At 72.2% G+C, this 25293-nt stretch carries 29 protein-coding genes, 4 pseudogenes and 1 riboswitch; of the genes and pseudogenes, 15 read left to right on the forward strand and 18 right to left on the reverse strand.

Translation table 11 applies throughout. The annotated features are described in order from the left end of the window. Positions 1-48: 48 nt before the first annotated feature. From AC0VY3_RS14205 to AC0VY3_RS14220, 4 genes are all read right to left on the reverse strand, one after another. Positions 49-918, reverse strand: coding sequence for an SGNH/GDSL hydrolase family protein (locus AC0VY3_RS14205; protein ID WP_103513131.1), 870 nt, complete (start codon positions 916-918; stop codon positions 49-51). Between the two features lie 59 nt (positions 919-977). Next, positions 978-1997, reverse strand: a complete 1020-nt coding sequence (locus AC0VY3_RS14210; protein WP_103513130.1) for a hemolysin family protein — start codon at positions 1995-1997, stop codon at positions 978-980. Further along, entirely contained in the window at positions 1994-3334 is a 1341-nt protein-coding gene (locus AC0VY3_RS14215; protein WP_475549720.1) for a hemolysin family protein, read from the reverse strand. Before AC0VY3_RS14215 ends, AC0VY3_RS14210 begins: the two co-directional genes overlap by 4 nt. Before the next feature lie 103 nt (positions 3335-3437). After that, positions 3438-3881 (reverse strand): GNAT family N-acetyltransferase, encoded by a 444-nt coding sequence (locus AC0VY3_RS14220; RefSeq protein ID WP_475549721.1) that lies wholly within the window; start codon positions 3879-3881, stop codon positions 3438-3440. A 95-nt stretch (positions 3882-3976) separates the two neighbouring features. Here AC0VY3_RS14220 and AC0VY3_RS14225 point away from each other — a divergent pair, with 95 nt between their 5' ends. Together AC0VY3_RS14225 and AC0VY3_RS14230 are read left to right on the forward strand one after the other, a co-directional pair. Further along, positions 3977-4204 carry an antitoxin gene (locus AC0VY3_RS14225; RefSeq protein ID WP_103513127.1) on the forward strand — a complete coding sequence of 76 codons (228 nt, stop codon included), beginning with the start codon at positions 3977-3979 and terminating at the stop codon, positions 4202-4204. Continuing rightward, a complete protein-coding gene (locus AC0VY3_RS14230; protein ID WP_018957883.1) occupies positions 4201-4572 on the forward strand; it encodes a hypothetical protein in 372 nt (123 codons plus the stop codon). Before AC0VY3_RS14225 ends, AC0VY3_RS14230 begins: the two co-directional genes overlap by 4 nt. 25 nt (positions 4573-4597) lie before the next feature. Here the strand turns inward: AC0VY3_RS14230 and AC0VY3_RS14235 are convergent, their stop codons facing one another. The 4 genes from AC0VY3_RS14235 to bioB all read right to left on the reverse strand — a co-directional run bounded on the left by AC0VY3_RS14235 (position 4598) and on the right by bioB (position 8721). Next, complete coding sequence (locus AC0VY3_RS14235) at positions 4598-5275, reverse strand: class I SAM-dependent methyltransferase (RefSeq protein ID WP_103513126.1); 678 nt, start codon at positions 5273-5275, stop codon at positions 4598-4600. 124 nt (positions 5276-5399) lie between these two features. After that, positions 5400-6092: a dethiobiotin synthase gene (gene bioD / locus AC0VY3_RS14240; RefSeq protein WP_475549722.1), complete on the reverse strand. Its 693-nt coding sequence runs from the start codon at positions 6090-6092 to the stop codon at positions 5400-5402. A gap of 6 nt (positions 6093-6098) precedes the next feature. After that, positions 6099-7445, reverse strand: a complete 1347-nt coding sequence (locus AC0VY3_RS14245; RefSeq protein ID WP_103513124.1) for an adenosylmethionine--8-amino-7-oxononanoate transaminase — start codon at positions 7443-7445, stop codon at positions 6099-6101. Then, positions 7438-8721 (reverse strand): biotin synthase BioB, encoded by a 1284-nt coding sequence (gene bioB / locus AC0VY3_RS14250; protein ID WP_103513123.1) that lies wholly within the window; start codon positions 8719-8721, stop codon positions 7438-7440. The genes AC0VY3_RS14245 and bioB overlap by 8 nt, the downstream gene beginning before the upstream one ends. 148 nt (positions 8722-8869) lie before the next feature. Here bioB and AC0VY3_RS14255 point away from each other — a divergent pair, with 148 nt between their 5' ends. After that, the gene (locus AC0VY3_RS14255; protein ID WP_475549723.1) at positions 8870-10030 is read left to right on the forward strand and encodes an 8-amino-7-oxononanoate synthase; all 1161 of its coding nucleotides are present in this window, start codon (positions 8870-8872) and stop codon (positions 10028-10030) included. Here the strand turns inward: AC0VY3_RS14255 and AC0VY3_RS14260 are convergent. Then, the gene (locus tag AC0VY3_RS14260; protein ID WP_103513121.1) at positions 10023-10292 is read right to left on the reverse strand and encodes a DUF397 domain-containing protein; all 270 of its coding nucleotides are present in this window, start codon (positions 10290-10292) and stop codon (positions 10023-10025) included. The genes AC0VY3_RS14255 and AC0VY3_RS14260 overlap by 8 nt on opposite strands. A 13-nt stretch (positions 10293-10305) precedes the next feature. Continuing rightward, positions 10306-11172, reverse strand: coding sequence for a helix-turn-helix domain-containing protein (locus AC0VY3_RS14265; RefSeq protein ID WP_475549724.1), 867 nt, complete (start codon positions 11170-11172; stop codon positions 10306-10308). Positions 11173-11408: 236 nt separating this feature from the next. On the opposite strand from AC0VY3_RS14265, the gene AC0VY3_RS14270 reads away from it, so the two are divergent. Beyond that, complete coding sequence (locus AC0VY3_RS14270) at positions 11409-11840, forward strand: ATP-binding protein (RefSeq protein WP_103513119.1); 432 nt, start codon at positions 11409-11411, stop codon at positions 11838-11840. Positions 11841-11901: 61 nt separating this feature from the next. On the opposite strand, the gene AC0VY3_RS14275 is transcribed toward AC0VY3_RS14270, so the two are convergent. Next, positions 11902-12843, reverse strand: coding sequence for a LysR family transcriptional regulator (locus AC0VY3_RS14275; RefSeq protein ID WP_242740249.1), 942 nt, complete (start codon positions 12841-12843; stop codon positions 11902-11904). Between the two features lie 74 nt (positions 12844-12917). On the opposite strand from AC0VY3_RS14275, the gene AC0VY3_RS14280 reads away from it, so the two are divergent. After that, a complete protein-coding gene (locus tag AC0VY3_RS14280; RefSeq protein ID WP_103509201.1) occupies positions 12918-13565 on the forward strand; it encodes a LysE family translocator in 648 nt (215 codons plus the stop codon). A gap of 60 nt (positions 13566-13625) precedes the next feature. Here AC0VY3_RS14280 and AC0VY3_RS14285 read toward each other — a convergent pair whose 3' ends face one another. The 3 genes from AC0VY3_RS14285 to AC0VY3_RS14295 form a co-directional block, all read right to left on the reverse strand. Beyond that, complete coding sequence (locus AC0VY3_RS14285; protein ID WP_030081314.1) at positions 13626-14096, reverse strand: C40 family peptidase; 471 nt, start codon at positions 14094-14096, stop codon at positions 13626-13628. A 3-nt stretch (positions 14097-14099) separates the two neighbouring features. Continuing rightward, a riboswitch (cyclic di-AMP (ydaO/yuaA leader) is annotated at positions 14100-14264 on the reverse strand. Between the two features lie 380 nt (positions 14265-14644). After that, positions 14645-14959 (reverse strand): hypothetical protein, encoded by a 315-nt coding sequence (locus tag AC0VY3_RS14290; protein WP_103509202.1) that lies wholly within the window; start codon positions 14957-14959, stop codon positions 14645-14647. Positions 14960-14996: 37 nt separating this feature from the next. Next, the gene (locus AC0VY3_RS14295; protein ID WP_475549725.1) at positions 14997-15593 is read right to left on the reverse strand and encodes an ATP-dependent Clp protease proteolytic subunit; all 597 of its coding nucleotides are present in this window, start codon (positions 15591-15593) and stop codon (positions 14997-14999) included. A gap of 104 nt (positions 15594-15697) precedes the next feature. Between AC0VY3_RS14295 and AC0VY3_RS14300 the strand changes: the two genes are divergently transcribed. After that, positions 15698-15982: a type II toxin-antitoxin system Phd/YefM family antitoxin gene (locus AC0VY3_RS14300; protein WP_030081320.1), complete on the forward strand. Its 285-nt coding sequence runs from the start codon at positions 15698-15700 to the stop codon at positions 15980-15982. Between the two features lie 89 nt (positions 15983-16071). Here the strand turns inward: AC0VY3_RS14300 and AC0VY3_RS14305 are convergent. Next, positions 16072-16512, reverse strand: a pseudogene (locus AC0VY3_RS14305) (ABC transporter permease); the annotation flags it as partial. Between the two features lie 23 nt (positions 16513-16535). Here AC0VY3_RS14305 and AC0VY3_RS14310 point away from each other — a divergent pair. The 8 genes and pseudogenes from AC0VY3_RS14310 to AC0VY3_RS14345 form a co-directional block, all read left to right on the forward strand. Then, positions 16536-16634 (forward strand): annotated as a pseudogene (locus tag AC0VY3_RS14310) (TetR family transcriptional regulator); the annotation flags it as partial. A 162-nt stretch (positions 16635-16796) separates the two neighbouring features. Continuing rightward, a pseudogene (locus AC0VY3_RS14315) lies at positions 16797-17273 on the forward strand (TetR family transcriptional regulator C-terminal domain-containing protein); the annotation flags it as partial. Positions 17274-17410: 137 nt separating this feature from the next. After that, a complete protein-coding gene (locus tag AC0VY3_RS14320) occupies positions 17411-17713 on the forward strand; it encodes an urease subunit gamma (protein ID WP_030081323.1) in 303 nt (100 codons plus the stop codon). A gap of 14 nt (positions 17714-17727) precedes the next feature. After that, positions 17728-18039 carry an urease subunit beta gene (locus AC0VY3_RS14325; RefSeq protein WP_044369300.1) on the forward strand — a complete coding sequence of 104 codons (312 nt, stop codon included), beginning with the start codon at positions 17728-17730 and terminating at the stop codon, positions 18037-18039. Next, positions 18032-19753: an urease subunit alpha gene (locus AC0VY3_RS14330; protein ID WP_242740241.1), complete on the forward strand. Its 1722-nt coding sequence runs from the start codon at positions 18032-18034 to the stop codon at positions 19751-19753. Before AC0VY3_RS14325 ends, AC0VY3_RS14330 begins: the two co-directional genes overlap by 8 nt. 15 nt (positions 19754-19768) lie before the next feature. Next, a complete protein-coding gene (locus tag AC0VY3_RS14335) occupies positions 19769-20431 on the forward strand; it encodes an urease accessory protein UreF (protein WP_218526880.1) in 663 nt (220 codons plus the stop codon). Between the two features lie 60 nt (positions 20432-20491). Then, the gene (gene ureG / locus AC0VY3_RS14340) at positions 20492-21169 is read left to right on the forward strand and encodes an urease accessory protein UreG (RefSeq protein ID WP_103511571.1); all 678 of its coding nucleotides are present in this window, start codon (positions 20492-20494) and stop codon (positions 21167-21169) included. Beyond that, positions 21166-21939 (forward strand): urease accessory protein UreD, encoded by a 774-nt coding sequence (locus AC0VY3_RS14345; RefSeq protein WP_103511570.1) that lies wholly within the window; start codon positions 21166-21168, stop codon positions 21937-21939. Before ureG ends, AC0VY3_RS14345 begins: the two co-directional genes overlap by 4 nt. A 116-nt stretch (positions 21940-22055) precedes the next feature. Here the strand turns inward: AC0VY3_RS14345 and AC0VY3_RS14350 are convergent, their stop codons facing one another. Together AC0VY3_RS14350 and AC0VY3_RS14355 are read right to left on the reverse strand one after the other, a co-directional pair. After that, positions 22056-22469: a DUF5959 family protein gene (locus AC0VY3_RS14350; RefSeq protein ID WP_258047345.1), complete on the reverse strand. Its 414-nt coding sequence runs from the start codon at positions 22467-22469 to the stop codon at positions 22056-22058. Between the two features lie 727 nt (positions 22470-23196). After that, positions 23197-23808: a hypothetical protein gene (locus AC0VY3_RS14355; protein WP_258047343.1), complete on the reverse strand. Its 612-nt coding sequence runs from the start codon at positions 23806-23808 to the stop codon at positions 23197-23199. Between the two features lie 99 nt (positions 23809-23907). Between AC0VY3_RS14355 and AC0VY3_RS14360 the strand changes: the two are divergent. Next, positions 23908-24198: pseudogene (locus AC0VY3_RS14360) on the forward strand (alpha/beta hydrolase); the annotation flags it as partial. A gap of 31 nt (positions 24199-24229) precedes the next feature. On the opposite strand, the gene AC0VY3_RS14365 reads toward AC0VY3_RS14360, so the two are convergent. Next, the gene (locus AC0VY3_RS14365; protein WP_475551673.1) at positions 24230-25261 is read right to left on the reverse strand and encodes an NAD-dependent epimerase/dehydratase family protein; all 1032 of its coding nucleotides are present in this window, start codon (positions 25259-25261) and stop codon (positions 24230-24232) included. Positions 25262-25293 lie beyond the last annotated feature (32 nt).

A 25293-nucleotide genomic window follows, 5' to 3' on the forward strand; every position in this document is an offset into this window, starting at 1 on the left:
ACAAGGCCAGGGTGTGGTGGCGCGGGCCGGGCCCGGTGTGGTCTCGGGTCAGTCGGCTTCGGGGGTGCTCAGTGTGGCGTCGGGGGAGGCGGCGCGGTGCCATTCCGTCACCGGGCCGGGGGTCTCGGTGTTCGTGGGTGTGATCCAGAAGGCCCTGCCCGTGGTGGTGTCGAACTGTGCGCCCGAGCGGCCGTCGCCGGAGGAGCGGCCGGTGAGCCGTCGCCCGATCCACGGGGCGAGGTGACGGCGGGCGAAGCGGATGTCCTCGGTGCGCCGGGAGGCCCAGCGCGGGGGTGCGGTAGCGGGGACCGGCGTCCACCAGTCCTGCTCGGCCGGAAGCCCCAGGGTCTGCCAGACCGCCTCGGCGACGCGCCGGTGCCCTTCGGCGGTGAGGTGCAGCCGGTCCACGTCCCACATCCGGGGGTCGCTGAGTGAAGGTGCGCTGTAGAGATCGACCACCGTCGCCCCGTGCCGGGCGGCCAGGTCGTCGATCAGGGTGAACAGCTCCTCCATGCGGGGCCGGAAGCGTTCCAGCACCGGTCCGTTGCGGGCGGGGCTGCGCATCAGGACGAGCTGCTTGCAGGACGGGGCCAGACGTTCCACGGCCTCTTCCAGTCGCCCCTTGACCAGGCCCATGTCGCACTTCGGGCGCAGCGTGTCGTTGAGCCCGCCGACGAGCGTCACCACATCGGCCCGGAGCGCGGCCGCCGCCTCCACCTGCTCGTCGACGATCTGGCCGATGAGCTTCCCGCGTACGGCGAGATTGGCGTACCGGAAGTCGGGGGACCGCGAGGCCAGCCGGGAGGCGAGGACATCGGCCCAGCCCCGGTAGCTGCCGTCGGAGAGCAGGTCCGACATGCCCTCGGTGAACGAGTCGCCGACCGCGACGAGACTGGTGTAGGAGGCATTCAGTTCCATGGCCCGACAATCCTACCGGTCGGTAGGGCGGTGGACCAGCGGGTCTGCCGGTCGGCGGGTCAGCGGGACTGCGGGCGTCCGACGAGTTCGCGGAGGACGTCCTCCATCGTGACCATACCGACCAGCCGGCCGTCCTCGTCGAGGACGGCCGCCAAGTGGGTCCTGCTGCGCCGCAGAGCGGTGAGCACGTCGTCCAGCGGGGTCGCCGCCCGGACGCGGGCGATCGGCCGCATCGCCGTCACCGGGAAGGGCACGTCGCGGGGCGTCGCGTCCAGGGCGTCCTTCACATGGAGGTAGCCGAGGATGCGCTGCTCGCTGTCCATCACCGGGAAGCGGGAGAACCCCGACTCGGACGAGAGCCGCTCCAGCTCCTCCGGAGTGGTGCCGACCCTGGCGTACAGCACCCGGTCGACCGGCATCACCACATCCCGCACCGGCCGACGGCCCAGCTCCAGAGCGTGGTGGAGCCGTTGCGCCGAACGGTCGTCGACCAGCCCGGCGTCGCCGGCGTCCTGCACCATCCGGGCCAGTTCGTCGTCCGAGAACGTCGCGGAGACCTCGTCCTTCGTCTCCACCCGCAACAGCTTCAGCAGGGTGTTGGCGAACGCGTTGACCGTGAAGATCACCGGACGCAGACCACGGGCCATCGCGACCAGCGGCGGGCCCAGCAGCAGGGCGCTCCGCGCCGGTTCGGCCAGCGCGATGTTCTTCGGGACCATCTCGCCCAGCAGCATGTGCAGATAGGTCGCCACCGCCAGCGCGATGACGAACGACAGCGGGTGGACCAGTCCGTGCGGCACCCCCACCGCGTCGAAGACCGGCTCCAGCAGATGCGCGATGGCCGGTTCGGCGACGATGCCCAGCACCAGGGTGCAGAGCGTGATGCCGAGCTGGGCGGCGGCGAGCAGCGCGGAGACGTGTTCCAGCCCCCAGATGACACTGCGGGCCCTCCGGTTCCCGGCCTCGGCCTCCGGTTCGATCTGGCTGCGGCGTACGGAGATCAGGGCGAATTCGGCGCCCACGAAGAAGGCGTTGGCCACGAGGGTCAGCAGGCCGATGAAGAGCTGCAGAACGATCACCGCGCGCCCTCCGTCCGGTCGTCCTCGGAGCCGGGCAGCGGGGCGTGCAGCAGGGCCCGCGCGGCCCGCCGGCCCGCGGCGTCCACCACGTCGATCCGCCATCCGGCCAGCTCGACACGGTCGCCCACCGCCGGGATCCGCCCGAGCTCGGCGGCGATCAGTCCCGCGAGCGTCTCGTAGGGCCCGTCCGGCACCCGTAGACCGATCCTGCGGAGCTGGTCGGTGCGCGCCGCCCCGTCGGCCGACCACAGGGTCCGCCCGTCGGCGTCCTCACCGGCGGCGGCGAGATCGGGCGTCTCGTGCGGATCGTGCTCGTCCCGGACCTCGCCGACGACTTCCTCCACGATGTCCTCCAGCGTCGCGACCCCGGCCGTCCCGCCGTACTCGTCGATCACCACGGCCATGGCGAGCCGTCCGGACAGCCGGTCCAGCAGCTTGTCCACGGTGAGCGTCTCCGGTACGAGAAGGGGCTCGCGCAGCAGTTCCGAGACCCGGGTGCGGGGCCGCCGGTCGGCGGGGATCGCCAGCACGTCCTTGATGTGGGCCACGCCGACCACCGTGTCCAGGCTGCCCCGGTAGACGGGGAAGCGGGACAGACCGGTCGCCCGCGTGGCGTTGGCGACGTCCTCGGCCGTCGCGTGCAGGTCCAGCGCGGTCACCTGGACCCGCGGGGTCATCACGTTCTCCGCGGTCAGCTCCGAGAGGTTCAGGGTGCGGACGAAGAGCTCGGCCGTGTCCGCCTCCAGCGCCCCGGCCTTCGCGGAGTGCCGGGCCAGCGCCACCAGCTCCTGCGGGCTGCGGGTGGAGGCCAGCTCCTCGGTCGGTTCCAGACCGAACCGGCGCAGGATCCGGTTGGCCGTGTTGTTGAGGTGGCTGATGAAGGGCCGGAACACCGCGGTGAACGCGCGCTGCGGGGTGGCCACCGCCTTGGCCACGGCCAGCGGGGAGGAGATCGCCCAGTTCTTCGGAACCAGTTCGCCGACCACCATCAGGACCACCGTCGACAGCGCCGTACCGATGACGAGCGCCAGGGTGGACGCGGCGGCGGGAGGCAGCCCCGCCGCCTCGACGGGGCTCCGGATCAGCTTGGCGATGGACGGTTCGGAGAGCATGCCGATCACCAGGTTGGTGACGGTGATGCCGAGCTGGGCGCCCGAGAGCTGGAAGGTGAGGCTGCGGACCGCCTTCAACGCGCTCGCGGCACCCCGGTCGCCCCGCTCGACGGCCCGTTCCAGCTCACCGCGCTCCACGGTGGTCAGTGAGAACTCCGCCGCGACGAACGCGCCGCAGGCGACGCAGAGCAGCAGGGCGACGAGCAGCAGAAGCACTTCGGTCATCGGTTCACCTCCGTCCCATGATCGGGCAGGGACGGAAAGACCGCGCGGTGTCGGCGGAAACGGCTACCAGGCATCCTGGGCGTCTGCCCGGCCGCGCGCCGTCCTACCGCCGTCGGTCCGTCAGATGCTTCACCCAGCGGCTCCACTGCGGCTCGGGCGCGTAGCCCGCCGCGCGCCAGGCGTGCTGGGCCGACGTGTTGCGGTCGAGCACCATGGCGTCGGCGCGCCGTCCGCCCAGTGCGGTGAACCGTTCCTCGGCCGCCGCGAGAAGGGCGCCGCCCACGCCCCGGCGCCGCTGGTCCGGATGGACCGCGAGCCGGTAGAGATGACAGCGCCAGCCGTCGAACCCCACGATGACGGTGCCCACCAGCGCCCCCTCCCGTTCCGCGAGGAGCAACGCCTCGGGGTCCCGTTCCACCAGGCGTGCGACGCCGTCCCCGTCGTCGCTGATGCTGGTGCCCTCGGCGGCCACTTTCCAGAAGGCGAGGACCTCGTCCAGGTCGGCCGGGGTCGCGGACCGTATCGAAAGATCGTTCATGACGGCCATCCCACCACCCGCCGAGCCGGGGCGTCGATTGCGTTTCGCCGTGCGGACACACCCTCCTCTTGCCGGTGCTAGCGCGGCCGCGCTAGCGTGATGGTGTGCCCAAGACCCAGTTGAACGTCCGAGTGGACGAGGCCACCGCCGAGGCCGCGCGACAGCGCGCGCTGCAGAGGGGGATGAGCGTGAACCGCTACATAGAAGAACTGGTCCAGCGGGACGCGGGCGAGGCCGGACACACCTTCGTCGAGGCCGCGGCCGACTTCATGAAGCAGTACGAGTCGGTGTTCGCCGAGGAGTTCGGCCCGGAGCGCGAAGGTACCCGTTGAATCTGCGGATCGACCTCTCCTGGCTGCTGATGGTCGCCGAGCACAAGACACCCGGAGACCCGCAGGTCGTCGACTGGGGTGCGCTGGTCGCCGCCGTCGCACGGCATGACGCGGAGATCTTCGGCAGCGCCGTCTACAGCGACCCGCACGCGCGGGCGGCCGCCCTGTTGCAGTTGCTGCTGCACGTGCCCGCGCTCGAACACTCCAACGCGATGTTCGCCTCGGCCGTCGCGTACGGCTATCTCGTCGCCTCCGGGCTCAAGGTCATCACCTCGCCCGAGCAGGTCCGCGATCTGGCGCTGCTGGTGAAGCAGGGCAAGGCGGACGTCCGGGCCATCGCCGACGAGCTGCGGCAGTGGAGCGTGTGAGACCGGACCGCACCACCGGGCGTGCTCAGTCCTCCGTGAACGGCTTGCGGGCCACGCCCAGGACACAGGGTGAGGAGGGCATCTGGAGACCCGACTCCGGAATGCGCAGCCTGCGGTACGTGCCCATCTCGAAGCCCGCCGCCGCGATCGCCGCCAGCGGATCCCGGGCGGTGTGACAGCCGCCGAAGAGCAGCGGCCACACGGTCCGGTCGGCCGCTCGCTGCGCCGTGGCCAGCGCCCGGCCCGGAGCCAGCCCGTGCTCGAAGAACCGCAGTTCACCGCCCGGGCGCAGGACCCGCCTGATCTCGGCGAGCGCCCGGGGCAGATCCCGTACGGTGCACAGGACCAGGGACGCCACCGCCCCGTCGAAGGCCTCGCTCTTGACCGGCAGCGCCTCCGCGGCCCCCGGCACCACGTCCACCGGCACCTCGGCGCGCAGCCCGGAGCGGACGGCGAGCTGCCGCAGCGAGCGCTCCGGCTCCAGCGCCACGACCTCCGAGACGGCACCGGGGTAGTGCGCGAAGTTCAGCCCGTTCCCGGCGCCGACCTCGATGACCCGGCCCGAGAGCCCCGCCAGCAGTTCCTCGCGGTACGCGGCGATGCCGCCCCTCTGGTCGGCGGTCACGCTCACCCGGGCGTAGAAGCGGGCGAAGACCGGGTGGTGCACGGCGTCCCGGGGAAGCTTCCTGCTGCGCAGCTGCATGACGGACCTCCGTCGAGGAGTGGACGTGACGCTCAAGGAGTGGACGTGACGCTCCTCCACGATTCTCCCCCGGATCGCCCCGGCGGGAATCCCCGAGGACCGCCCGCCGCCACCGCACGCCCCGTCAGCGCGCGGCCCAGGTCCCGCCGAGCTCCGGAGCCAGCCAACCCGATGCGCCTTCGGCGAAGTCGGCGCCCGACAGCGAACCCGCTCCGGTCGGTACCGCGCCCAGCAGCGGTGCGCCGGCCGCCACCGGCAGATCCTCGATGTTGCAGCGGGCCGCGAGGTCCGGCTCCGCGGGCATGCTGCCGATCACGACGCCCCGGCAGCTCAGCCCCCGGCTCCGCAGCGCCTCGGCGGTCAGCGTGGTGGCGTTCAGCGTGCCCAGGCCCGCGGGGGCCACCACCAGCACCGGCGCGGACAGCAGCCGGGCCGCGTCCGCGAGCGTGCCGCCCTCGTCGTCGAACCGTACGAGGAGCCCGCCCGCACCCTCCACCAGCACCAGGTCGTGCTCGGTGGCCAGCTTCTCCGCCGCCTCGGCCACCTCGAACGGCCGTACGGGCACGAGTCCCGCCCGCCGGGCGGCCGTGGCCGGGGCCAACGGCTCGGGGAACCGCGCCAGTTCGACAGCGGTGACATGGCTGCCCGCCAGGCGCGCCACCTCGGCCGCGTCACCCGGCTCCCCGGGCGCGAGCCCGGTCTGCGCGGGCTTGAGCACCGCGACCCGGCGGCCTCGCGCGGCGGCCGCCACCGCGGCGGTCACCACCGTCTTGCCGATCTCCGTGCCCGTACCGGACACCACCAGAATCGTCGACATATCTGCTCAGCCCTCCCGTGCCGCGGCGCACACGGCCCGGCAGATCCGTGCCACGTCCTCGTCGCCCGTGACGTACGGCGGCATCGTGTAGACGAGGTCGCGGAACGGCCGCAGCCATACGCCCTCGCGCACGGCCGCCCGGGTCGCCGCCGTCATGTCCACCTCGTGGTCGAGCTGGACGACCCCGATCGCGCCCAGGACGCGCACGTCCACCACCCCGGTGATGCCGGAGGCGACGGCGAGCCCGGAGCGCAGGCCCGCGCCGATCCGCGCCACCTCGCCCTCCCAGTCCTGCCCGAGCAGCAGATCCACGGAGGCCGAGGCCACCGATGCGGCCAGCGGATTGCCCATGAACGTCGGCCCGTGCGCCAGTACCGGTACTTCGCCGCTGGAGATGCCCTCGGCCACCCGGGTGGTGCACAGCGTCGCCGCCAGCGTGAGATAACCGCCGGTCAGCGCCTTGCCGAGGCACATGACATCCGGCGAGATCCCGGCGTGCCCGGCGGCGAACAGCTTGCCCGTACGCCCGAAACCGGTCGCGATCTCGTCGAGGACCAGCAGAACGTCGTGCTCGTCGCACGCCTCGCGCAGCACCCGCAGATAGGCGGGGGAGTGGAACCGCATTCCGCCGGCCCCCTGCACCACCGGTTCCACGATGACCGCCGCGAGCTCGTGGGCGTGCGCGGCGATCAACTCCCGCAGATGTCGTACGTAGGCGGGGTCCGGCGCCGCGTCGAAGCCGTCCGGCGGTGCGTCGGCGAAGACCTGCCGGGGCAGGGCGCCCGACCACAGCTGGTGCATCCCGCCCTCCGGGTCGCACACGGCCATCGGCTGCCAGGTGTCCCCGTGGTAGCCCCCGCGCCAGGTCAGCAGCCGCCGCTTGGCCGGACGCCCGGCCGAACGCCAGAACTGCAGGCACATCTTGACCGCGACCTCCACGGAGACGGACCCCGAGTCGGCGAGGAAGACGTGCCGGAGCGGCTCGGGGGTGATCTCCACCAGCCGGGTCGCCAGCCGGACGGCGGGCTCATGGGTGAGCCCGCCGAACATCACATGGCTCATCCGGTCTAGCTGGCCGCGTGCGGCCTCGTTGAGGACCGGGTGGTTGTAACCGTGCACCGCCGACCACCAGGAGGACATGCCGTCCACCAACTCGCTTCGGCCCTCGACGGGTTCGGCGAGCCGGAGCCGTACGCCGGAGGCCGACTCCACGATCAGCGGTTCCTGCCGGCCGGGCATCGGACCGTACGGGTGCCAGACGTGCGCGCGATCCAGCGCCCGCAGTTCGTCGGGCGTGTACGGCTTCGGCGCGGCGGGCCCCGGGGTGGATCCGGCGGCGTACGGCTCAGGCATTGGGCGCGAGATCCGTTCCCGCACCGCGACGGCGCACCGCCACCAGATCCGTACGCGCCACGCCGCCCGCGTCCGTACGCGCGACCGGCCCGGCGGCCTCGGCCTCGGCGTTCGCGACGGCTGCCGGCTCCTGCTCCCCGTGGCCACCGCACGGCCCGCAGCCCCCGCCGCCACCGTGCGAACCGCAGCCGCCGGCTCCGGAGGCCTCGTGCGATCCGCAGCCGGATCCCGCCGGGGCGTCCTGCGTACCGCAACCGCCGGCCAGGGCGTCGGCCCGGTGGCGCGGCAGCGTCGTCGTGCCCGCGCCCTCCACCTCGAAACCGGCGTCCGCGATCATGTCAAGGTCGGTCTGGCCGGCCTGGCCCTCGCTCGTCAGGTAGTCGCCCAGGAAGATGGAGTTGACCAGGTGGAGCGCCAGCGGCTGCATCGAGCGCAGATGCACCTCACGGCCGCCCGCGAGCCGCACCTCGACGTCGGGGCAGACGAAGCGGACCATCGCCAGAATGCGCAGGCAGCGCTGCGGGGTGAGGTTCCACTCCTTGGCGAGCGGCGTTCCCTCGAACGGGATCAGGAAGTTCACCGGCACCGAGTCCGGGTCCAGGTCCCGCAGCGCGAACACGACGTCGACCAGGTCCTTGTCGCTCTCGCCCATCCCGGCGATCAGCCCGGAACACGCCGAGAGCCCCGCCGCCTGGGCCTGCTGCACGGTCTCCACCCGGTCCGCGTACGTGTGGGTGGTGGTGATCGCCCCGTACGTCTCCTCGGACGTGTTCAGGTTGTGGTTGTACGCGTCGGCGCCCGCCGAACGCAGCCGGTCGGCCTGTCCGTCGGTGAGGAGGCCGAGGCAGGCACAGACCTCGATGCCCTCGTTCTCCTCCTTGATCGCCTCGATGGTCTTCGAGACCCGGTCGACGTCCCGGTCCGTCGGGCCGCGCCCGCTCGCCACCAGGCAGACCCGCTTGGCGCCGCCCGCCACCCCGGCGGCGGCGGCCTTGGACGCCTCGTCCGGCTTCAGCCAGGTGTACTTGAGGATCCCGGCCTTCGAACCGAGCCGCTGCGAGCAGTAGGAGCAGTCCTCGGGGCAGAGCCCCGACTTCAGGTTGACCAGATAGTTGAGCTTGACGCGCCGCCCGAACCACTGACGGCGCACCTTCCCGGCGGCGGTCACCACGTCGAGCAGCTCGTCGTCGGAGGTCGCCAGAACGGCGAGCGCTTCTTCGCGGGTCGGCAGTTCGCGCCGCAGCCCCTTGTCCACCAGCGTGTTCAGCAGGTCCATGGAAGATGATCCTTGCTTACCGCACCGCCTCCAGCCAAGGAGGAACCAGACAGGAGACCTCGGCGAGGGTGTGTGTATTGCCACACCCTGACCTGCTGCGCACCCGGCTAGGGTCTGTTGGCTGCCTACAAAGAGAGGGACCCGCCCCATGTCCTTCGCCCCGTTCGACTGGATCGACGCCGAGGCCCGCAGGCGGGCCGATGCCGGACTCGTTCGCACCCTGCGTCCACGCGAGGCAGAGCCGGAGCTGCTGGACCTCGCGAGCAACGACTACCTCGGACTCACCCGGCACCCGGAGGTCACCGCCGCCGCGGCCTCCGCCGCCCACCGCTGGGGAGCGGGCGCCACCGGATCCCGGCTGGTCACCGGCTCCACCGCCCTGCACGCCGAACTCGAACGGGAGCTGGCCGCGTTCTGCGGGTTCGAGGCGGCCCTCGTGCTCTCCTCCGGGTACGCGGCCAACCTGGCCGCGCTGACCGCGCTGTCCGGGCGCGGCTCCCTCATCGTCTCCGACGCGGGCAACCACGCCTCGATCGTGGACGGCTGCCGGCTCTCCCGCGCCGAGACCGCCGTCGTCCCCCACGCCGACCCGGACGCGGTCGCCAAGGCGCTGCGGGCGCACGACGGGCGGGCCCTCGCCGTCACCGACTCGGTCTTCTCCGTCGACGGCGACGCCGCCCCGCTTCCCGCACTGGCCGAGGTCTGCCGCTCCGCGAACGCCGCGCTGCTGGTCGACGACGCCCATGGCCTGGGTGTCCTGGGCGACGGCGGCCGCGGAGCACTCGCGGCGGCCGGACTGGCGGGCGGCGAGGGGATCGTGGCGACGCTCACCCTGTCCAAGTCCCTGGGCAGCCAGGGCGGAGCGGTCCTGGGGTCCGCCCGGGTCATCGGGCACCTCGTCAACACGGCCCGTACGTTCATCTTCGACACCGGACTCGCCCCGGCGGCGGCCGGCGGCGCGCTCGGCGCCCTCGGAGTGCTGCGCCGGGAGCCCGAACGGGCGGCCCGCGCCCGTGAGGTCGCCGCCTCGCTGTACGGAAAGCTCACCGCCGCAGGCCTGACCGCGGTCCGGCCCGACGCGGCCGTCGTCTCCGTCCGGGCGCCCTCGGCGGACGCGGCGGTGCGCTGGGCGGCCGACTGCCGTGCGGCCGGGATGGCGGTCGGCTGTTTCCGCCCGCCGTCGGTTCCGGACGGCGTCTCCCGGCTGCGGCTGACCGCGCGCGCCGACCTGACCGAGGAGCAGATCACGACCGCGGTGGCCACGATCGTCGCCACCGCCCCCCGGCAGGCGGACGCAGACCTCAGCTGACGTGCCGTGGACCGGTTCCGTCCGGCCCGGATCCGTCCAGGGCGAGTCCGGTCACGAACGTGGTCCAGGCCGCCGCCGAGAAACGCAGCGGCGGCCGGTCCACGTCCTTCGAGTCCCGTACGGCGAGGAGCGCGCCGCCGAGCCGTGCGGTCTCCACGCAGTTGTTCATCCCGGTCGAGCGGCTGCTGCGCCGCCACTGTGCGGTGGACGGATTCACGGACGACGGCGGCGGTGCGACGGGCGGTGCGAGTCGGTCCGACATGGCGGCGGCCCCCTTAGCTGCGTCTGAAGCTGCGTCTGATCTCGGTGATGAGGTCCTGCGAGCGCTCGGGCGACAACGCGTGAGCCTGCAAGGTGCGGAAGGCCGAGCTGTACGCCTCCAGGTCTTCTCTCCGCTCCAGATAGAGACTACTCGTCAAGTGGTCAAGAACGACCACGTCCAGATCAGAAATGTTCGGAAAAGAGAAGATAACGAAAGGACCGGTGAGCCCGATGTAACCGCCGACCGAGAACGGCAGTAACTGGAGCTGCACATGCGGCAGTTGGGACACCTGGATCAGATGATGCAACTGATCCCGCATCACCTCGGGACCGCCCACCTCGCGATGGAGCACCGCCTCGTCCAGCACGGCGGTGAAACGCAGCGGCGGGCTCGCGCGCAGCACCCGCTGGCGGGTCAGCCGGACCTCGACCAGGGAGTCGAGCCGGCCGTCCGGTAACCCGTCCAGGGAGGCGCGGGTCACGGCCCGGGCGTACCCGGCGGTCTGGAGCAGTCCCGGCACCACCGAGGTCTCCAACGTGCGGACCGTACTGGCCTGCGACTCCAGGCTGATGAAGTCGCGGTACTGCGGTGGGATCAGCCCCCGGTAGGCGTGCCACCACCCCGAACCTCCGCCGCCGGCCGAGCCCGCGAGGACTTCGAGCAGCGAGCGCAACTGGGCGTCGCGCACCGCGTAGACGTCCAGCAGCCGCGACACATCGGCAGGCGTCACCCCGCTCGCGCCCGTTTCGATACGGCTCACCTTCGACTGGTGCCAGCCGAGCAGCCGCGCCGCGTCCCGGCTGGTCAGCCCGGAGGCGTGGCGCAGGCTCCGCAGCTCCTCACCGAGCTTGCGCCGCCGGACGACGGGGCCGTGCAGCATGCCGGTCTCCTTCTCAGCTGTCGGGGAGGGCCGGTCCGTCGTCGGAGCGGCCCGCAGAGGGGCCAGTGTGCCGTCCGTCCACGCCGTGCGGGTCCCGAATTCACCGCTTCGAGCGACAGATATATGCATATCTTGGCCGAACGCCGTTACAGGGAGCTGCATCAATGGCAGTCTGGCGCGAAGCACAATCCTGGCCGACCGCCGGTCGGCCGGGGCGGGAAAGGGACGGCGTCGCCATGGCAGACCATCAGGAAGCAACCGTCACTCTGCCGAGCGATCCGGCCTCGGTCTCCTCGGCCCGTAGATATGTCGCCAGGACCCTGGCCGAATGGGGCCTGCCCGACGACACCGAGTTCGCCGACACCATCCGGCTGATCATCTCGGAGCTGGCGACCAACGCCGTCCAGCACACGTTCGGCCAGTCGCCCACCTTCACCGTGCATCTGCGCCTCGAACGCGACGAGGAGCTGTACGTCGGCGTCACGGACAGTCACCCCCGCTGGCCCCAGCGACTGCCCGCCGCCGTACGGCAGGACAACGGCCGGGGCATGGTGATCATCCGGGCGCTGGCCAAGGAGCGCGGCGGACGGCTCCAGGTCACCCCGACCGCCGAGGGCGGCAAGACGGTCTGGATCGCTCTTCCGTGGGCCGTCCCGGTCCAGGGCTGACCCCGGATCAGCCCGGGGCCGCCCCCGCAGAGAGCCGGTGGCGGGGGCAGCCCCGGGCTGATCAGCCCTGCGGGGGCCGGTTCCCCGCCGGGGCCGTGCTTCCCCGGCCGAATCCGCTGCGCAGCAGCGCGAGCAGCGTCGCGGCCGCGGCGGTCGACCGCTCGCCCCGGTGCACAACCGAGATGGTCCGGCGGAACGAGGGCGGCTCCAGCCGCCGGACCGACAGCGGGGCCGCCGCCATCGAGGCGACCATCTCCGGCACCACCGCCACCCCGAGCCCCGCGCTGACCAGCGCGCACACCAGCGCGTACCCGGGCGACTCGCAGACCACCGCGGGCGTCGCCCCGGCCTCGGCGAGCGCGTTCTCGACGCCGCGCCGCGGCGGATGGGCGGGCGCGCTGCTGATCAGCGGCCGGCCGGCCAGTTCGGTGACCGGCAGCCGTCCGGTGCCCTCGGCGAGCCGGTGGCCCACCGAGGTGACCAGCACCAGCTCCTCGACCAGCAGGGGTTCGACGAGAACGCCCACCGGCACGGGACCCGTCGTCGCCGGTTCGTAGGCGTGCGTCAGGGCGAGGTCCACCTCGCCCGCGACCACCGCGGCGATCCCGCCGGGCGGCTCGTAGTCGGCGACGGCCAGCTCGACCTCCGGATGAGCCCGCCGGAACGCGCTCAGGACCGGCGGCAGCAGATGGATCCCGGCCGTCGTGAACGTGCCCACCCGCAGTCTGCCGCCCGAGAGCCCGGCCAGCTGCGCCAGCTCGTGCCGCGCCTGGTCCAGTTCGTCCAGGACCCGCCGGGCCCGGCCCGCCAGCAGCTCGCCCGCCGCCGTCAGCCGCGCCCCGCGATGGTGGCGCACCAGCAGAGCCGCCCCGGCCTCCCGCTCCAGCTTGGCGAGCTGCTGGGAGAGCGCGGGCGCGGTGTAGCCCAGGCGGGCGGCGGCGCGGGTGATCGAACCGGCCTCCGCCACCGCCACGAGTGCCGCGAGCCGTGTCGGGTCGTACATGAAAGCGTTCCTTTAGGCAGACCCAGAAGATTGCAAGTACACGCTAAAGGCTCCGCAGGTCCAAGGTGGACCTCATGGACGCACAACTGATCGCCTTCACGGGGGTCGCCGCCGGTATGGTCGCGCTGCCCGGCGCCGACTTCACCGTCGTCGTACGCAACGCCCTGGCCTCGCGCACCGCCGGCCTGGCCACCGCGCTCGGCGTCGCCGGAGGTCTGCTGGTGCACACCGCGCTCGCGGTCGCCGGACTCGCCGCGGTGCTCGTGACGATGCCGGTGCTCTTCCGCACCGTCCAGCTGCTCGGCGGCGCGTACGTGCTCTACCTCGGGATCAGCGCGCTGTACGCGATCCGGCGTCGCCGCCCGGCGAGCGGCGACGCTGCGCCCGAGGGCGCGCCGGGGCGGCCCGTGCCCCGGGAGTTCGGGCGCGCCCTGCGCCAGGGGTTCCTGACCAACGCGCTCAACCCGAAGGCCCCGGTCCTCTTCCTCAGCCTGCTGCCGCAGTTCGTGCCCCACGGTCAGCCGCCGCTGCCCAGGACCCTGCTGCTCGCGGCCCTCGTGGTGGTGCTGGCGCTGATCTGGTTCCCGGCCGTCGCCCTGCTCGTGGACCGGCTGGGCCGGTGGCTGCGCCGCCCGCGTACCGCCCGCGCCATCGAGGGCGGCAGCGGTGTGGCGCTCACCGGTCTGGGACTCGCGCTGGTCACCGGCCCGCTGTTGCGCTGAGACCGGACGCCGTTTCCGCGAGGAGGAGCGCCCGCACGGAAAGAGCGTCCGGTCGGTGGGTCAGCGGACCCGTCCGTACCAGACGCTCTTGGACCAGATTTTCGCCAGTCGCACCACGTCCCCCGATTTGGGGGAGTGCCAGATCTTCCCGGCCCCGGCGTAGATGCCCACGTGGTAGACGCTGCGCCCCGAATGGAAGAAGACGAGGTCGCCGCGTTTGCGCTGCGACTTGGGGATATGGCGGGTCTTGTTGTACTGCTGCTGTGCGGTACGGGGGAGCTTCTTCCCGGCCTTCTTGAACGAATACAGCGTCAGCCCCGAGCAGTCGAAGCGACTGGGGCCGGATGCTCCGTACTTGTAGGGAGCCCCCTTCTTCGACGCGGCGACCTTCAGGGCCTTCGTCGAGTGGGTGGCGGCCTCGGCGTCGCTCACCAGGCCGGGCGCCAGCATCGTGGACGTCACGGCCAGAGTGAGTACCGAGGCCGTGCCGACCCGGGCGAACAGGGACGGGACATGAACCTGCGCAGACATGCGCAACCCTTCGTCAGCCGCCTGTGAAGGATGACCTGTCGGGTTCGGGCTGGCGAAGTTGCCCGGCCGCTCCACGCGGCTTCACCCCGAGGGCTTCCCGGTCTCCCGGTCGGCCCGTTGTGCTCGGGTCCTCCACTCCTGCCGATCCACTTCTGTCGACCAGTCATCCGGGCGGCGGCAGGACTCGGCGTCCGCCCGGACCGCCCCGCCGCGGTGGCGGGGGCTTGTCGTCCCAGGGATCTTGACGCACCCGGTGCCGGATTTCCGAGCTGAAACGGTGGTTTGTGAGTCTCCTCACCACTGATCCATTCAGGTGGACAGGTCGGATTCGCGCTCGCCCGCGAGCCGGGCGCACACCCTCGCACCAGCGACGAAACGGAACATTTCGAGTACGGGTCGTGCGCCGACCGCAAGTTGGACCGTCGCTCGCGCGGGTGATCGCCTACGCCGAACGAGCGAGGAAAATTGATCGCGCGACCGGGCGTGTTGTGCGGCGGGTCGACCGGTCCGCTCCCGTAAGGCGCTCCCGGTGCGCCGGGCGGGTCGGTTCACCGAGGTCGGTCCACCGGCGGCGGCATCGCGACCCGGCCCGCCCTGCGCTCCCCGTCCAGGACGCGCAGGGCCCGCGCCAGGGTGGCGGCGTGGATCCGCGACTCGCCGCGCTCGTGCATCACGGCCAGGGCGGCGCGCAGGGCCGCCGCCCGGGAGGCCAGGGCCTGGGCGGCCCGCAGCGCGCTGTAGGTGTCACCGCCGTGCGCCGGATTGATCCGGCCCACCTGGTCGAGCACGGCCAGATAGCAGTCGACGAACTCGCCCTCGGCCCGCGTCAGTGCGGGCAGGGGCGGGAACTCGGGTGGTTCCATCGGCGGTTCACCTCGCGTCGTACGCCGGTCGGGAGTGTCAGCGGTTCTCCACGACGTGGTCGACCAGCCCGTAGGCGAGGGCGGCCTTCGCGTCGAGGATGGTGTCGCGCTCGATGTCGGCGGTGATGCGCTCCGCGGTCTGCTCCGTGTGCCGGACCAGCATGGCCGCGAACATCTCGCGGGTGCGCACCAGTTCGCGCGCGTGGATCTCCAGGTCGGACGGCTGGCCCCGCATCGGCTCCTCCAGTGCGGGCTGCTGAATGACTACCCGCGCGCCGGGCAGCGCATGTCGCCGCCCCTTCGCCCCGGCCGCCAGCAGGGCCGCCGCGTAGGAGCCCGCCTGCCCCAGGTAGAAGGTCTCCACCTCACAGGTCAGGAACCGCATCGTGTCGTAGACCGCCGCCATCGCCTGGAACGAGCCGCCGGGGGAGTTGACGTAGAGCGACAGGGGCCGGTCCGGATCGGCGTGCTCCAGATACATGAGCTGGGCGATGAGGTCGCCCGCCGCCGTGTCGTCGATCGGGGTCCCGAGGAAGACGATCCGCTCGGACAGCAGCTTGGAGTACGGGTCCAGCGTCCGGGTCCCGGTCGCGGTGCGCTCGGGCAGTACGTAGCGGGCGGCGGGGCGGATCATGGCGTGCCTCTCTCCTGGAACTGACCATCCGTCTGTCCGTCCGTCAGCCCGTCCGGCTGTACGTAAAAAATGTACAGGACGTACAGAAGGTTATGATGGGGACTATGGCCTACGAGATTCCGGTGACGCAAGCACGGGCGGAGCTAGCCGAACTGATCAACCGCGTCGTCTACGGTGGTGAACGCGTTGTGGTGACGCGGCACGGCAAACCCCTCATCGCGCTGGTATCCGCCGCTGACCTGCAACGACTTGAAGCGGATGAGGCCGCTGCCGAGGAGCAGGTGATCAGCTCGGTCTCCTCGATCGGCTCCGCGCCATCCGCTCAGGGCGAACGGCGCAGGTTCGGCATCGCCGCCGAGCACCGCCCCCACGACGGCCGGGACACCTGACGCCCGACCGCCCCGTGACAGCACAGAGCCGGGTGCCCCTCCCGTGGGAGGGGCACCCGGCTCCTTCGGTACGGACGCGGGCCCGGCGCTCAGCCGGTCAGGGCCGGCCCCCGGGCGGGCCCGGTCGGCTCGGCCGCAGCCGGTGCGCGGCGGGCGAGCAGCACCGCCGCCAGGCCGACCAGCGACCACAGCGAGAGCGCGTCAGCGCCGCGCCGCCCGGCGCACTGCCGTCGAAGAGCGCGACCGAGCGCAGCAGCGAACCGCCCGCGCCCGGCGGAAGCCACTGGCCGAGCGCCGACGGGCTCGCGCAGCAGCTGGGAGACGACCGGGCTCGCCGCCGATGCGGCGAGCAGGTGCGGACCCTGCGGGGTGGCGACGACGGCTCCGTATACGACCCGGTCCTCGATCGCGGCGCGGGCGGCGGCCTCGTCGTCGAAGCGGTGCACCTCGAAGGCGCCTTCGCGCTGCTGGAACCGCTGCCCCAGCTGCTGGGCGGCCGGCGCCGCGCCCGCCACCCCGACCGGGAGGTCACCTCGACGCCCGACGTCGCCAGATCCTCGACGGCGCGGCGCGCCGCTTCGCCCGCAACGGCTTCCACGGCACGTCCATGCAGGACGCCCTCAAGGAGGCGGGCCTGTCCGCCGGAGCGGTCTAGGGCCTTTCGTTTGGATCAGGCCGGGCTCGCGGGGGCCGGTGCGTACATCTGCGGCGTTGTCGTCAGTCGCCGATGCTTCGCAGTGACTCCCTTTTCCGCCTTGCAGCTGTACGCACCGGCCCCCGCTCCCTGATCCGGCCTGATCCAAACGAAAGGCCCTAGCGCTACTCCCCGGGCAAGGAGGACATCATCGCGGCCATCACCGAGGAGACCTTCGGTGTCATTCGCGGGGCTTTCGAGGGAGCGGCCCGCACGGCGCCGCCGCACACTCCGGACGCGCTGCTCGGCAAGGTGCTGGGCGGGGTGCTCGCGGGGCGGGTGCTCGGACTGGAGCGCCGGATCTTCGCCGCGCTCGTCGTCCGGCTCTGGTCGGAGGCGCTGCGCGACGGACGACTCGCCGCGCTGCTCGACGAGGGTTACGCCACCATGCGCGTCGCCCGGGCGGAACTCGTCGACGCCTATCGCTCCGCCGGGATCCTGGAGAGCGACGTGCCCGCCGGCCATGTGGCGCGGACGATGATCGCGACGGCGCAGGGCTGCATCGTGCAGGAGGCTCTCTTCGGGGACGTACGCCCGGAAGTGCTGGAGAACGGGTTGCGCGGGCTCATGTCCATGAACCCGCAAAAGATCAGTTAACGCAACGGAAAAACTTCCGCCCTAACGTGCAATGCATGGTCGCGAGACCGTCATCCCCGTTCAACGGATTGTTGAAAGGGGATAGGGTCCCGCTGCGTCCGGAGCCGGAGCCGGACGGAAGACGATGAGGTGGAAGCGTGCAACTGACCCCGCACGAGCAGGAACGTCTGCTCATCCATGTGGCCGCCGACGTGGCCGAGAAGCGCCGGGCACGCGGGCTGAAGCTCAATCACCCCGAGGCCGTCGCCCTGATCACCGCCCATCTCCTGGAAGGCGCCCGGGACGGCCGCACCGTCGCCGAACTGATGGCGTCCGGCCGCAAACTGCTCACCCGCGACGAAGTCATGGACGGCATCCCCGAGATGCTCCACGACGTCCAGGTCGAGGCCACCTTCCCCGACGGCACGAAGCTCGTCACCGTCCACGACCCGATCGTCTGACGGGGGGAGCGCCGATGATTCCCGGAGAGATCCTGTACGGCGACGGGGACATCCCCCTCAACGAGGGGCGGGCGGTCACCCGCCTCACCGTCCTCAACGCCGCCGACCGCCCCGTCCAGGTCGGCTCCCACTACCACTTCGCCGAGGCCAACCCCGGACTGCGCTTCGACCGCGCCGCCGCCCACGGTCTGCGACTGAACATCGCGGCCGGCACAGCGGTCCGCTTCGAACCCGGCATCCCCGCCGACGTCGAACTCGTCCCCCTCGCCGGCCGCCGCGTCGTCCCCGGCCTGCGCGGCGAAACCGGAGGTGCCCTCGATGCCTGAGCTCAAGCGAGCGGTGTACGCCGACCTGTTCGGCCCCACCACCGGCGACCGGATCCGGCTCGCCGACACCGATCTGCTCGTCGAGATCGAGGAGGACCGCTCCGGCGGCCCCGGACACGCGGGCGACGAGGCGGTCTTCGGCGGCGGCAAGGTGATCCGGGAGTCGATGGGCCAGGCCCGCACCACCCGGGCCGAAGGCGCGCCCGACACCGTCATCACCGGGGCCGTCGTCATCGACCACTGGGGCATCGTCAAGGCCGACATCGGCATCCGGGACGGCCGGATCACCGGCATCGGCAAGGCCGGCAACCCGGACACCATGGACGGCGTCCACCCCGACCTGGTGATCGGCCCCGAGACCGAGATCATCGCGGGCAACGGGAAGCTGCTCACCGCCGGAGCGGTCGACGCCCATGTCCACTTCATCTCGCCCACCCTCGTCGACCAGGCGCTCTCCAGCGGCATCACCACCCTCGTCGGCGGCGGCACCGGACCCGCCGAGGGCACCAAGGCCACCACCATCACCCCCGGGCCCTGGCACCTCGCCCGGATGTTCGCGGCGCTGGAGACCTTCCCGGTCAACATCGGGCTGCTCGGCAAGGGCAACACTATGTCGCAGGACGCCATGCACTCCCAGCTGCGAGGCGGCGCACTGGGATTCAAGATCCATGAGGACTGGGGCGCCACGCCCGCCGTCATCGACGCCTGCCTCACCGTCTGCGAGCGGACCGGCGCGCAGCTCGCCATCCACACGGACACCCTCAACGAGGCCGGGTTCGTCGCCGACACCCTCGCCGCCATCGCCGGCCGGACGATCCACGCGTACCACACCGAAGGAGCGGGCGGCGGGCACGCGCCCGACATCATCAGCGTGGTCTCCGAGCCGTACGTCCTGCCCAGCTCGACCAACCCCACCCGGCCGCACACCGTCAACACCATCGAGGAACACCTCGACATGCTGATGGTCTGCCACCACCTGAACCCCGCCGTCCCCGAGGACCTGGCCTTCGCGGAGTCCCGGATCCGGCCCTCCACCATCGCGGCCGAGGACATCCTGCACGATCTCGGCGCCATCTCGATCATCTCCTCCGACTCCCAGGCCATGGGCCGCATCGGCGAGGTGATCCTGCGGACCTGGCAGACCGCCCATGTGATGAAGAAGCGGCGCGGAGCCCTGCCCGGCGACGGCAGGGCCGACAACCACCGGGTCCGTCGCTATGTCGCCAAATACACCATCAACCCGGCCGTCGCCCAGGGCATGGGCGGCGAGATCGGCTCCGTGGAGACCGGCAAGCTCGCCGACCTCGTCCTCTGGGACCCGGCGTTCTTCGGCGTCAAGCCGCAGACCGTCATCAAGGGCGGTCAGATCGCGTACGCGCAGATGGGCGACGCCAACGCCTCCATCCCGACGCCCCAGCCGGTCATGCCCCGGCCGATGTTCGGCGCCCTGGGGCGGGCGGCGGCCCACGGCTCGTTCAACTTCGTCTCCACCACCGCGATCGAGGACGCACTGCCCGAACGGCTCGCCCTGGACAAGCGGTTCGTGCCGATCACCAGCACCCGGGGAGTCACCAAGGCGGACATGCGGGAGAACGACGCCGTGCCACAGGTCCACGTCGACCCGGACAGCTTCGCCGTCACCATCGACGGTGATCCGGTCGAGCCCGCACCGGCGGCGGAACTGCCCATGGCCCAGCGCTACTTCCTCTTCTGAGAGCCGGTCGCAGCCATGTCACGCGCAGCTCTCCTCGTCCTCGCCGACGGCCGGTTCCCCGCCGGGGGCCACGCCCACTCCGGCGGCGCCGAACCGGCCGTCGCCGAAGGCCGCGTCCGGGACGCCGACTCCCTCGCCGCCTTCTGCCGGGGCCGGCTGCACACCGCGGGACTCACCGCCGCCGCCCTCGCCGCGGCGGCGGCCCACGGCCTCGACCCGCTCGCCCTCGACGAGGCCGCCGACGCCCGTACGCCCTCGCCGGCCCTGCGGGCCACCGCCCGGAAGCTGGGCCGGCAGATGATGCGGGCCGCCCGCGCCACCTGGCCGAGCCCCGAACTGGACGCGCTCGCCACGGCCCGGCCGCGCGGCGCCCACCAGCCCGTCGTCCTGGGACTCACCGCACGGGCGGCGGGTCTGGGCCCCGTGGACGCCGCGCACTGTGTCGCGTACGAGACCGTCAGCGGGCCCGCCACCGCCGTCGTCCGCCTCCTCTCCCTCGACCCCTTCCACGCCACCGCCGTCCTGGCCCGGCTCGCCCCCGAGCTGGACCGGGTCGCCGAACAGGCCGCCGAGGCCGCCCGGCAGGGCATCGACGCACTGCCCGCCGCCTCCGCCCCGCTCCTCGACATCACCGCCGAGGCCCACGCCGCCTGGCCGGTCCGCCTGTTCGCCTCGTAACGGACCCGCTCGGCCACCACAGCCTCGTAGCCACCCGCTCGACCACCACAGGGAGTCCCTATGCATCTCGGCCACACCCACGACGGCCCCGCCGTCGTCAGCGCCGACGCCACCCGTCCCGACGGCACCCGGCGCGCCCTGCGCATCGGCCTGGGCGGACCCGTCGGCTCCGGCAAGACAGCCACCGTCGCCGCCCTCTGCCGCGAACTGCGCGACCGGATCTCCATCGCCGTCGTCACCAACGACATCTACACCCGCGAGGACGCCGACTTCCTCCTGAACAACGCCGTCCTGCCGCCCGAGCGGATCCAGGCCGTCGAGACCGGCGCCTGCCCGCACACCGCGATCCGCGACGACATCTCCGCCAACCTCGAAGCGGTCGAGGACCTGGAGGACGCGGTCGGCCCGCTCGACCTGATCCTCGTCGAGTCCGGCGGCGACAACCTCACCGCCACCTTCTCCAAGGGCCTGGTCGACGCGCAGATCTTCGTCATCGACGTCGCGGGCGGCGATGACATCCCGCGCAAGGGCGGCCCCGGCGTCACCACCGCCGACCTCCTGGTCGTCAACAAGACCGACCTCGCCCCCTACGTCGGCTCCGACCTGGAGCGGATGGCCCTGGACGCCAAGAAGCAGCGCGGTGAACTCCCCGTCGCCTTCACCTCGCTGACCTCGGCCGAGGGCGTCGGACCGGTCGCCGACTGGGTGCGCGCACAGCTCGCCGCCTGGACGGCGTGAGCGTCCGCGCGAGGGCCCGGCTGCGCGCCGAGCCCGACGGCCGCGGCGGCACCGCGCTGCCCGTCCTGGAGAGCGACGGCCCGCTCGCCCTGCGCCGCACCCGCTCCCCACGGGCCACGTACGCCCGGGTCACCGTCGTCGGCGCGATGAGCGCCCCGCTGAACGGCGACCGCCTCGCCATCGAGGCGGAGGCCGCCGACGGAGCACGCCTCACCGTCGACGCGGCGGCGGCCACCGTCGCCCTCCCGGGCCCCCGCGCGGACGCCGACCCGTCCACGTACACGGTGAACCTGACCGTGGGGGAGGGGGCGGCCCTGCACTGGTTCCCCGAACAACTGGTCTCCGCCCACGGCAGCCGCCTGCGCCAGAGCACCCGCGTCCAACTCGCCGCCACCGCACGCCTCCTCCTGCGCGAGGAACAGATCCTCGGCCGCCACGGCGAACCCACCGGCGCCCTCACCACCCGCCTCACCGTCCACCGCGCGGGCCGCCCCCTCCTCGACCAGCAACTGACCTACGGGCCCGGCACCCCCGGAGGCTGGGACGGCCCCGCCGTACTCGGCGGCCACCGGGCCGTCGGCCAACTCCTCCTCGCCGACCCGGCCTTCGAGGACGCCCCGCTCCCCGCCCGCCTCCTCGGCCCCACCGCCGCCCTCACCCCGCTCGCCGGACCCGCCGTCCTGGTCACCGCGGTGGCCGCCGACGCCCGCCTGCTGCGCGGGATCCTGGACGAGGCGACGCGTGAACTGCTGGACGGACTCAAGGCGTGAGGGCGGCCGATCCTATCGATCCGTGGAGATCAGCTACCTGAGAGTTTTCGGCCATTCGACGGCCCATGCCGCGCAAGCTCTGTACTCTTTCATCGCGTCAGATCGTCAGGTCGCCTCTACGCGACCGCCTTGCGTACGTGCTCAAGCCGCAGCCGGTTCTCCTCCAGCCACCCGGGCGCCACGTCTACGGGAACCTGCACGGCGATCTGCGTCGATGGCGAGTCGTGGACAGTGACCTCCATCGGATCCTCGGGAACCACTGACAGCCATGCACGACGATCGCCAGGCGGCCACTCGGCTCCCTCCTCCGCGTCAAGGGCATCGAGGCAGCGGTCCCATGCATCCAGATCCCCGCCTGAAATGTGCAGTCCAACGGTGCCGCTGACGAAGCCGCTCTCCAGCACGATCTCGGCCGCGTAGTACCTCTCTTCCCCTGCCGCCATCGGCGCATCACACGCAACCCTGAGGGTCACGCTCTGCACGCCGTCAGCGAACCGGAAGAGCTCCAGGGCGTGTGCATCGTCGATCACGACCACCTCATGGACGAGTGAGCGAACAAGACACTCCGATTCTCTCGTACCCCATGCCACAACGGTGTCCCCGGCCCGGACGTGAGCCCCCGTGCCCGGCATGAGCCGGGGGCGACCGTGCAACGTGTGACAGCAGGTACGAGTGCGTACGCTCCGCGTTGGCCCACCATTTGTCCGCACCTGGGATCAAGGCCACATTCAGCTCGGCCTCATCGGCCATGGTGTGCGCGGAACGCCCCCACTGGGCAAGGGCGAGCACGGCCTGTCCGGACGGGTGGACAGACAAGTGAAGCCTCTGGTGGCACAGGTGAGCCTGGTCGTGAACCCGTCCACCAGGGGCTTCGCTCATCTGTCACACCAACTGCCGCACGAAAATGGCAGGTTGGAACGGGCTCGGTGTGTTGCCGACAGCCGAGCGGAGGGCCCCTCGATAGTGCGCACATGATCTGCGGTTCGTCTCGGACATGGTTGACCGCAGTGATGTCATTGTTCTACCCCTTACGCGTAGTTGGCGGAGGGGTGGGGTTCATGCGTCGGGAGTGAGCCAGAGCCGCTGTCTTGCGGGATTCGCAGAAGGCGAACGCGAACGGCCCCAGCACCGCCGCGCCCGCACTCGCGGCGAGCGCCGCGCCGGGCCGGAACCACTCCGGGAGACCGGCGAAGAGCTCGCCGGAGGTGAACACCACGCCGATGAGCATCACCGCCGTCAGCAGGATGCCTCCTGTCGTCACGACGGCGCCGCACCGGCCGAGGAACCTCCATGCCCGCGCACGCCCCGCGCCGGGCCTTCCGGACGCAACGGTTCCAGAGTCCTCCTGACCTCGTCGGGCCACCCGACGACGCGCACGTCGTCCACGTCGTCGGGGTCGTGGGTGCGGTGCCGGAAGCGGACGGTCCGTCCGACCAGGCCGCGCCCCGCGCCGGGCACCGGGAGCGGGGAGGTCACCCTCCGGCGGAGCCGCCCGTGTGCCGGCACGTCGGCGCCGATGATGAGCGTGTCGGGGCCTTGCACCTCGCTGGGGCCGTCCTCGACCACCTTCTCGATGGTGCCCACGGTGCACCGCCCGTCGGCGAGCCGGGCCTCCGCGAGCCGGTGGCCGGCCCATGCGTCGAGGCCGGCCGCGATGAGCATCACCCCTGCGCCCGACCCGTACAACCAGGCGAAGACGTCGAACCGGCCGAAACCGGCGATCCAGAACCGGACGGCGAGACCGGTGCCGACCGGGACCGACGCGACGAACGCCACCGCACCGGCCAACAGGATCCAGCGGGAGACGTCCTCCACCCGCGACCACCGGCGGATCCGCGCCCAGGTCTCCGGTGTCCTCGCGCGGCTCATCCCCTCCTCGGCCCGCCCACGCGTCATGACGCTGCTGCCTTCCGCGCACGGCGGTCGTTGGCGAAGTGGCGCAACAACAGGTCCGATCCGGGTTCCGGTTCCTGGCCGGCCGAGCAGCGGACCCCGCTGGACGTGAAGACCCGCAGGGGCCTGCCGCCCGTCCTCATCGTGCAGTCCACCCGCGACGCCGCCCCCCCGTACGCCGGCGCGGTCGAGCTGCACAAGCGGTTCAAGGGCTCCCGGCTCATCACCGAGAAGGACGCCGGATCCCACGGTGTCACCGGACTGGTCAACCCCTGCGTCAACGAGCGGGTGGACGCCTACCTGCTCACCGGGAAGACCGACCGGCACGATGTGACGTGCACCCCGCACGCCACACCGAAGCCGTAAAGCACTCAGGAGCCGTACGGCCGGGGCCCGCTCAGCGGCGGCCCCGGTCGTAGGCCGCCAGCCAGGCGTCCTCCGCCGCGTAGTCGAAGAGCCCTTCGCCGTAGGTGCGCAGCATTTTCGGGAACGCCTCCCGCCAGTCGCGCCCCGCCAGCTCCCCGGCGAGCCACTCCACCGTCTCCGGCAGCGACTCCACGTACTCCGTCACGGGGCGGTAGCCGAGCTGTTCACCGGCGTCCGTCATGTCGTAGACCACCGGGTGCGCGCCGCTCCACGGTGTCTCGCCCACCTGCCCCCCGGGCGCCGGGCCGTCGATCAGCACCGTCTCCGTCTCCCGACCCAGCACCGCGTCGATCGCCGAAGCGATCTCCGCGACCGTGGGCGCCTCCGGGTCCGCCGCGTTCAGCACCCGCGATCCCGGCTTCCGGGCGGCCAGCCGGATCAGCTCCGCCGCGTTGGACACATGCACCGGGTGGAATCGGCTGTCCCCGCCGTACGCGAGCACCCGTCGCCGCCGGCCGTCCAGCAGCCGCTTCACGACGTACAGCTCGCGCGGTGTGCGGCAGTGCGGGCCGTGGACCGCGCCCGCGCGCAGCAGCGTCACCGGCAGCGCCTCGCCCGCCGCCAGCAACACCCGCTCCAGCAGGACCTTCCGCGTCCCGTACGTGGCGTCCCCCGGCGCCACCGTGGCCTGGCTCTCCGGCAGCGGCACCGGGTAGCGCGGGAAGCCGTCCGGCTCGGCCTGGGTGTCGAAGCTGCGGCCCCGCTCGTCCTCGTACACCGCACCGCTGGAGATCACGACGGCGGACCCGATCCGGCCGGCCAGCCCGGTCAACTGCCGGGCGTGCGCGCCGTCGAACGCGACCATGTCGACCAGCACGTCACAGCCGTCGCCCAGCGCCTTCTCCAGCGCCCCCTCCTCGTCCCGGTCGAGCGCCACCGCCCGGACCCCGGCGTCCCACCCCTCGTCCCGGCCACCGCCGCGCGAGACTGCGGTGACCTCCCAGCCGTCGGCGGCCAGCGCGCGCACCGTGGCCCGCCCGATCTGCCCCGTCGCTCCCAGCACCCATGCGTGTCCGTTGCTCATGCATCCGACGC

The sequence above is a fragment of the Streptomyces sp. iso_384 genome, assembly GCF_056172905.1.